General features: G+C 71.8%; 7 protein-coding genes. 4 read left to right on the forward strand and 3 right to left on the reverse strand.

The features are described 5' to 3' along the window. Window positions 1-17 precede the first annotated feature (17 nt). The gene (locus E4099_RS08055) at window positions 18-1,256 is read right to left on the reverse strand and encodes a PadR family transcriptional regulator (protein ID WP_135338265.1); all 1,239 of its coding nucleotides are present in this window, start codon (window positions 1,254-1,256) and stop codon (window positions 18-20) included. Continuing rightward, window positions 1,256-2,125, reverse strand: coding sequence for a DUF4097 family beta strand repeat-containing protein (locus E4099_RS08060; RefSeq protein ID WP_135338266.1), 870 nt, complete (start codon window positions 2,123-2,125; stop codon window positions 1,256-1,258). Before E4099_RS08060 ends, E4099_RS08055 begins: the two co-directional genes overlap by 1 nt. A gap of 411 nt (window positions 2,126-2,536) precedes the next feature. On the opposite strand from E4099_RS08060, the gene E4099_RS08065 reads away from it, so the two are divergent. Genes E4099_RS08065 through E4099_RS08075 form a run of 3 tightly spaced genes read left to right on the forward strand, consistent with a single transcriptional unit; the run spans window position 2,537 to window position 6,694 of the window. Then, window positions 2,537-5,356 (forward strand): non-ribosomal peptide synthetase, encoded by a 2,820-nt coding sequence (locus tag E4099_RS08065; protein ID WP_135338267.1) that lies wholly within the window; start codon window positions 2,537-2,539, stop codon window positions 5,354-5,356. 4 nt (window positions 5,357-5,360) lie between these two features. After that, window positions 5,361-6,284, forward strand: coding sequence for an NAD-dependent epimerase/dehydratase family protein (locus E4099_RS08070; protein ID WP_209446551.1), 924 nt, complete (start codon window positions 5,361-5,363; stop codon window positions 6,282-6,284). Between the two features lie 11 nt (window positions 6,285-6,295). Beyond that, window positions 6,296-6,694 carry a nuclear transport factor 2 family protein gene (locus E4099_RS08075; protein WP_135338269.1) on the forward strand — a complete coding sequence of 133 codons (399 nt, stop codon included), beginning with the start codon at window positions 6,296-6,298 and terminating at the stop codon, window positions 6,692-6,694. A 100-nt stretch (window positions 6,695-6,794) separates the two neighbouring features. Here E4099_RS08075 and E4099_RS08080 read toward each other — a convergent pair whose 3' ends face one another. Further along, window positions 6,795-7,415, reverse strand: a complete 621-nt coding sequence (locus E4099_RS08080; RefSeq protein ID WP_135338270.1) for a malonic semialdehyde reductase — start codon at window positions 7,413-7,415, stop codon at window positions 6,795-6,797. Between the two features lie 148 nt (window positions 7,416-7,563). Between E4099_RS08080 and E4099_RS08085 the strand changes: the two genes are divergently transcribed. Next, window positions 7,564-7,837: TetR/AcrR family transcriptional regulator (locus tag E4099_RS08085; RefSeq protein WP_135338271.1), on the forward strand; the 274-nt coding region annotated here is incomplete at its 3' end.

Consider the following 7,837-nt stretch of genomic DNA (forward strand, 5'->3'; position numbering starts at 1 on the left):
GGGGGCGGTGCCCGCGGTCAGCGCGGGCCCTCGCGCAGCAGCCGGTCGAGCCGGGCCGCGGTGGCGGCGAGCGCGCGGTGTGCCTCGGCCAGCGCCCGGTCACTCACCCCGTGGTCCCGCGCGGTGTCCCGGATGCCGTCCCGGAAGCGATCCAGCAGCCGGTCCAGGTCGCGGGCCGGGGCGCCGGAGGGGCGGAACTCCCGGGCCCACTCGGGCTCGACCGTGCCATCGCCGGCCGACCGCTCTTCGGCCAGACCTGGGCCGCCGGGGGCTGCCCACTCGCCGGTCGGGCCAGGGCCGCCCGGGGCCGGCTGCCCCCCACTGGGGCCGGGACGGTCCGCCGCCGACCACTCCTTGCCCAGACCGGGTCCCTCGCCGGCCGACCACTCCTTGCCCAGACCGGGGCCGCCGGGGGCCGCCCGCTCCCCGCTGGGGCCGCTCGGGGCCGCCCACTCCCCGCTCGGGCCGGGCCGGTCCGCCGTCGGTTGCTCCGTGCCCTGGTCGGGGCCGCCGTGCCGGCCCAGCCGGCTCATCCCGCGGGAGACCTCCGCCAGCCCCTCCCGCAGCGCCCGCTGCCAGTCACCGGCGCGGACGTGCTCCTGGGCCTGCTCCTGCACCCGGCGGGCGATCCGCTGCACCTCCTCGAAGGCGCGTTCCTGGGCCTCCTGGGCCTGTTCGCGGGCGCGTTGGGCATCCCGCCGGGCGCGGCGGCTCTCCTCCTTCGCCCGGCGGGCCTGCTCCTTCCACTCCTCGCGGGCCCGCCGCAGCTCCTCCTTGGCCTGCCGCCACGCCTCGCGATCGCCCCAGGCGCCCTCCCCGCCGCCCGGCTGTCCTCCGCCGTCCTCGCCCCCCTCGCCGCCGGCGGAGGTACGGGCCCGCTGGGCGGCCTCCCGCATCTCGCGCCGCAGCGCGCCGGCGTTGCCCCGGACGTCCTCCCGGATCTCGGCGGCCAGTTCGGCCACCGACTCGCGGATCTCGACCTCCAACTCGGCGAGTTCGGCGGCCCGGTCGGTCAGCTCGTCCCGGCCGGCCGCGGTGATCGAGTAGACCTTGCGACCGCCCTCGGTGGCATGGCTGACCAGGCCCTCGGCCTCCAGTTTGGCCAGCCGGGGGTAGACCGTGCCGGCGGACGGCGCGTACATCCCCTGGAAGCGCTCCTCCAGCAGGCGGATGATCTCGTAGCCGTGCCGGGGCGCCTCGTCGAGCAGCTTCAGCAGATAGAGCCGCAGCCGGCCATGGGCGAAGACGGGGGGCATCAGAGAACCTTCCCTTCGCTGCCGTGCGCCACCTCGTCGCCCTCGGCGGGCGGGCGGCGCAGCAGGGCGATGCCGCCGGTGACGGTGGTGGCCTTCAGGCGCCCGGTGCCCGAGCCCAGGGTGCCGCTGATCCTTCTGCCGCCCCACTGCCCGCTCACCCGCAGCTCCTCGAAGGCGCAGGAGACCTCGCCGCCGGTGGTGCTCGCCCGCACCTCGGCGTCGGCCGGGTGCGGCAGCCGGACGGCTATCGCGCCGGAGACGGTGGTCAGCCCGAGGTCCGCGCCGCGGGCGCCGGGGGCCAGGTCGAGGGTGAGGCTGCCGCCGACCGACTCGGCGCGGATCCTGGGACCGGCGCCCTCCAGGACGGTGAGGTCGCCGGAGACCGAGGTGAAGCGGAGTTCGCCGGTGACGGCCTGGGCCTCCACCCGGCCGGTGACGGTGTCCGCGCGGACCGGTCCGCTCAGGCCGACCAGCGTGGTGTCGCCGTGTACGCCGCGCAGTTCGGTACGGCCGGTGAGCCCGGAGACCACCGCCCCGGCGCCGATCACCCCCACCGAGGCGTTGGTGCCGGCCGGCACGGTGAGGCTCAGCCGTACGCTGCGCCGCCAGCCCCTGCCGTCGAGCCAGGTGAGCAGGTCCTTCCAGGGCAGGTCGTCATAGGCGACGGTCAGGGTGCCCTGGTGGTGGGTCACGCTGAGCGGCGGGCCGTCGATGGCGGTGAGTTCCAGCCGGGCCCCTCCGCCGGCCGGGGAGTCGGTGCCGACGATGTCGACCGAACCGCCCACCACCCGCACCTGGAGGTCCGAGACGGGGCCGTCGAGCAGCAGCCTGCGCGGTTCACCCAGCGACCATGTGGACCGGTCCGACATCCCTGGCCTCCCCAGACTCGGCGATGACTCGGCGATACGAATGCGCGACCGCCGGCCGTGACGTCCGTGGCGCCCGTGCCGGTCGGGGCGCGAGGCGCCGGGCGTGGGACCCGCGGGACGCAACATATCGCGTATACCTCTCTCACGATATATCGCGGTGCTCGCGCGTCAAGCCCAAGCGTCCGCCGGTGCTCGGCGGTGCTCGTTGGCCCTCGCCGGCACTCGCCGGCACTCGGCGGCGTTCGGCGGCGCTCGCCTGGGGAGGACCTCGCCGCGGTCCGGACCGCGGCGCCACCTCGGGGCCGGTGCTAGAGCCTGCCTAGAGCCTCGCTAGAGGATCGTGGAGTACGTGTGTTCGCAACTGTTACCTTCAGGGCCTCTCAATCAAGTGGAAAGGGGTCAGCTGGGGCAATGAAAGCAAGACCAGAAGGCCATTCTGCGCCGGAAAACACGGAAGATCCGCAATATCTAGCCCAGCTACTGGTGAGTGCGGCAGAAAAGCATCCGGAAGTCGGAATACGGTACTTGCTCGGCCGTGCCGACGGCGAATCCACGGTCCAGACCTACCCCGAACTCCTCGACGCGGCGAGCCGAATACTCACCGCACTGCGCGAACGCGGACTGCGCCCGCAGGACAAGGTGGCCCTGCTCCTGCCCGACCAGCGGGATTTCCTCACCGTGTTCTGGGCCTGCCTGCTGGGCGGGTTCGTACCCTGCCCGATGGTCCCGCTGCCCGGTGACCCGGCGCGCTGGGCCGCCCAGCTCGCCCATGTCGACCGGTTGCTGGAGCACCCGCTGCTGGTGACCACCGAGGCGATGGCCGCCGAACTGCCCCCGGTGCCGGGGCTCGCGGTGGCCCCGCTGGAAAGGATGCGCGGCGCGGCACCCGCGGACCGGATCCACCGGGCGGCACCCGAGGACCTGGCCGTCCTGGTCCTCACCTCCGGTTCCACGGGGAATTCCAAGGCGGTCATGCTGAGCAATGCGAATGTGCTCGCCGCCATGGCCGGAAAGTCCGACAAGCAGGAGCTCACCGCTGCCGACACCACGTTCAACTGGATTTCTTACGACCATGTGGCGGCGCTCATGGAAGCGCATTTGCTACCCCTTTACGTGGGCGCCACGCAATTGCATGCGCAAGCCGCGGTCATTCTGGAAGAACCGCTTCAGTTCCTTCGCATCGCCTCCCGGTACCGGGTCACCATGACCTTCACCCCGAATTTCCTGCTCGCCCCGCTCAGCGCGGCGGCGCCCGGGGTCGCGGAGGAGATGGCCGCCGGTGGCGAGGGCCTCGACCTGAGCGCGCTGCGGCACATCGTCAGCGGCGGCGAGGCCAACGTGGTCGCCACCGGGGAGGCCTTCCTCGCCGCGTACGCCCGCTTCGGGCTCCGCGGCACCGCCCTGTGGCCCGCCTTCGGCATGACCGAGACCTGCGCCGGCAGCATCTACAACCGGGAGTTCCCGGCCGCCGACGCGGGTCAGGAGTTCGCGAACCTGGGCACCACGGTCAAGGCGCTGCGGATGCGGGTCGCGGACGACGACAACAACCCGCTGCCGACCGGCGAGGTCGGCGAGCTGCAGCTGAACGGCCCCATGATCACCCGCGGCTACTACCGCAACGAGGCCGCCACCCGGGAGGCCTTCACCACCGACGGCTGGTTCCGCAGCGGCGACCTGGGGCGCATCGACGAGGAGGGCCGGCTCACCCTGGTCGGCCGCAGCAAGGACAGCATCATCGTCAATGGCGTCAACTACTTCAGCCATGAGATAGAGGCGGCGCTGGAGCAGCTCGACGGGGTCAGCGGCGGCTATGTCGCGGCCTTCCCCACCCGGAGCCCCGGCAGCGACACCGAACAGCTGGTGATAGCCGTCCACCCGGACTTCGACCAGGACGACGAGGCCGCCCTGTACCGGCTGCTCACCGCGGTGCGCTCCACCGTGGTCATGCACTGCGGATTCCGCCCCACCCACATCCTGCCGCTGCCCAGGGACGCCTTCCCCAAGACGAGCCTGGGCAAGACGCTGCGCCAGCGGATGCGCCGCACGCTGGAGGCCGGCGGCTACGACGCGGTGATCGAGCGGGTCGCCGAGCTGACCGTGCGCAGGCTCGGCGGCCACACTCCGGCCGCCACGGACACCGAGCGGGTACTCACCGAGATATTCGCCGAGATGTTCGAGACCGTCCCGGAGCGGATCAGCACCACCGCGAGCTTCTTCGACCTGGGCGGCACCTCGCTGGACATCCTGCGCCTCCGCCACCAGGTGCACCAGCGGCTCGGTGTCCCGGACCTGCCCATCATCACCGTGCTCACCGCCCCCACCGCCCAGCGGCTGGCCGCCGTGCTGGACGGCGGGCGGCAGGCCGGCCCCGGTACGTACGACCCGGTGGTGCCGCTGCAGACCGGCGGCGACAAGACCCCGCTGTTCTGCGTCCACCCGGGCGTCGGCGAGGTCCTGGTCTTCGTCAACCTGGCCAAGTACTTCGTCGGCGACCGGCCGTTCCACGCGCTGCGCGCCCGCGGCTTCAACGAGGGCGAGCGACCCTTCGAGAGCTTCGAGGAGATGGTCACCACCTATGTGGCCGCCATCCGCGAGCGCCAGCCGCACGGCCCCTACGCGATCGCCGGCTACTCCTTCGGCGGGGCGGTCGCCTTCGAGATCGCCAAGGCGCTCGAAGCCCAGGGCGAGCGGGTGGACTTCGTCGGCAGCTTCAACCTCCCCCCGCACATCAAGTACCGCATGGAGGAGCTCGACTTCGTTGAGACCGCCGTCAACCTGGCCTTCTTCCTGGACCTGATCAACAAGAAGCAGTCGCTCGACCTGCCCGGCCTGCTGCGCCCGCTGCCCCGCGACGAGCAGCTGGCCCACCTGCTGGAGATCGCCCCCCAGGACCGGCTGGCCGAACTCGACCTGGACCTGCCGAAGTTCACCGCCTGGGCGGAGCTGGCCAACGGGCTCACCGACCTGGGCCGCACCTACACTCCCACCGGCACCACGCGGTCGGTGACGGTCTTCTACGCCGTCCCGCTGCGGGGCACCAAGGAGGACTGGCTGGCGAACGAGCTGCGCAGGTGGGACGAGCACACCACGGAGCCGAACCGGTACATCGACGTACCGGGTGAGCACTACACGCTGATGGGCCCCCAGCACGTCGCGGCCTTCCAGGCCGTACTGCGCAGGGAGCTCGACCGCGCACTGGGCGACGGCCCGCTGCGCGAGGATGGGGAGTGACAGGTTGGAAGGGAAGAAGATCCTGGTCACCGGGGCCACCGGCCAGGTGGCCGGCCCGGTGGCCATGGCCCTGGCGGAGCACAACGAGGTGTGGTGCCTGGGCCGGTTCGGCGCACCGGGCTCCGAGGACGCCCTGCGCGCCCACGGGATCACCACGTTCCGCTGGGACATGGACGACCTCAGCGAGGCCGCCTACGACGGGCTGCCCACCGACTTCACCCATGTCTTCCACTCCGCGGTACGCCGCGGCGAGGACGGCGACTTCAACGCCGCGGTCGAGGTCAACTCGCTCGCCTGCGGACGCCTGATGACGCACTGCCGAGACGCGGAGTCGTTCCTCTTCGTCTCCACCGGCGCCCTCTACAAGCGGCAGACGCTGGACCACCGGTACGCCGAGACCGACCCGATCGACGGTGTCGCCGACTGGCTGCCCGCCTACCCGGTCGGGAAGATCGCCGCGGAGGGAACGGTGCGCGCCTTCGCCGGTGTGCTGGGCCTGCCCACCACCATCGCCCGGCTCAACATCGCCTACGGGCCCGGCGGCTACGGCGGCGTGCCGATGCTGTACTTCAAGCGGATGCTCGCCGGCGAGCCGATCCCGGTGCCGACCGAGGGCCAGAACTGGTGCTCCCTGCTGCACACCGAGGACCTGGTACGGCAGGTTCCCCAGCTGTGGGAGGCCGCCTCGGTGCCCGCCACCCTGGTCAACTGGGGCGGTGACGAGCCGGTGGGCATCACCGACTGCGTGCGCTACCTGGAGGAGTTGACCGGCGTCGAGGCCAAGCTGGTCCCCAGCGAGGTCACCCGGGAGACCTACCAGTTCGACCCGGCCAAGCGGCTGGAGATCACCGGCCCCTGCCAGGTGCCCTGGCGGGACGGCATCCGCCGCACCGTCGAGGCGCTCTACCCCGAGCACATCAAGGCGTAAGGACGACCACCATGGCATCCGCCAACATCGAGACCATCCGCCGCGCCTACGCGGGCTTCGCCGACCGGGACGTGGCCGGCATCCTCTCGGCCATGCACCCCGACGTGGAGTGGGTGCACCCGGACGGCATGGAGAAGTACGGCCTGGGCGGCACCAAGCTGGGACACACCGGCATCAAGGAGTTCCTGACGCGGGTGCCGACCGTCCTGGGCGGCATGCGGCTGAGCCCCCGGGAGTTCATCGAGCAGGGCGACCGGGTCGTGGTGTTCGGCACCCGCGAGGTGACCAGTCGCAGCGGGAAGACCGCCACCTTGGACTTCGTGCACTCCTGGACCATGCGGGACGGCCGGGCCACCCGCATGGAGGACATCTTCGACACCGTGGTCTTCCACGAGCTGATAGAGAGCTGAGCGGCCCTCAGCACACGCTCGCCGCCAGGCCGTCGGCACCCGGTTCGACCGGGGCCGGCGGCCTCCGCGCGGTCTCTTGCGATTTCGGGCGGGCGGGCGGTCAGACCGAGGTCACGACCTCCTCGTACGCCAGCCGGGGCAGCCGGCCCTGCCAGGCGTCCGGACCCGGCTTGCCCAGGTTCACCACGCACAACGCGGTGTGCCGGCCGTCCGGGAAGAACTCCTTGTCGACCGCCGCCTTGTCGAAGCCGATCATCGGCCCGGCGGCCAGCCCGGCGGCCCGCACCCCCATGATGAAGTAGCCGATCTGGATGGCCGTGTTGAACTTCGCCGACTCGGCACGGGCCGACGGGTCCTCGAACAGCGCCCGCGGATCGTCCATGAAGGGCACCAGCTTCGGCAGCTCGTCGTGGAAGTCCAGATCCGCGCCGAGGACCGCCACCAGCGGGGCCTGGGCCGTCTTCTCCCGGTTCCGCCCGGTCATCAGCGGCACCAGCCGCTCCCGTGCCTCCGGCGAACGGACCAGCACCACCCGCAGCGGCTGCTGGTTGAGCGAGGTGGGCCCGAACTTGACCAGCTCGTAGATGGCCCGGACCTGGTCATCGGTGACCGGCTCGGGGGTGAAGGTGTTCGCCGTGCGGGCCTGACGGAACAGCTGGTCCTGCGCCTCGGCCGCCAACGTGATCAGCCCGTCGGTGCCGCCGTTCTCCGATGCGCCCATGAACCTCTCCTCGCGAAGTGTGGTGCCGTTCAACCAGACTGGACGGACCAGTCCATTCCAGATGTGGAAGGCTAGGGGCGCCTACGCCCCACGGGCAAGAGCAGCCGGTCGGCACCGGTAAGGGAGCGGGGAGAGAGGAGCGGCGGACATGCGGACGGACAACGCGGTACGGCGCGGCACCCGCGGACGGCCCCACGGCCCCCAACCCGCCAAGCGCCAGGCCATCCTGGACGCCGCGGTCACCGTCTTCCTGCGCGAGGGGTACCAGCGGGCCGGAGTCGACGTCATCGCCGCCGCCGCCGGCGTCTCCAAGCAGACCGTCTACAACCACTTCGGCGACAAGGAACGGCTGTTCCTGGCCGCGGTCGAGGGCGAACGGCAGCGCGTCGCCGAAGTGGTTGTAGACGGTCTGCTTGGAGACG

Origin of the sequence: Streptomyces palmae, assembly GCF_004684805.1 — a bacterium.
In the GTDB taxonomy this organism is placed as follows: Bacteria; Actinomycetota; Actinomycetes; order Streptomycetales; family Streptomycetaceae; genus Streptomyces; species Streptomyces palmae.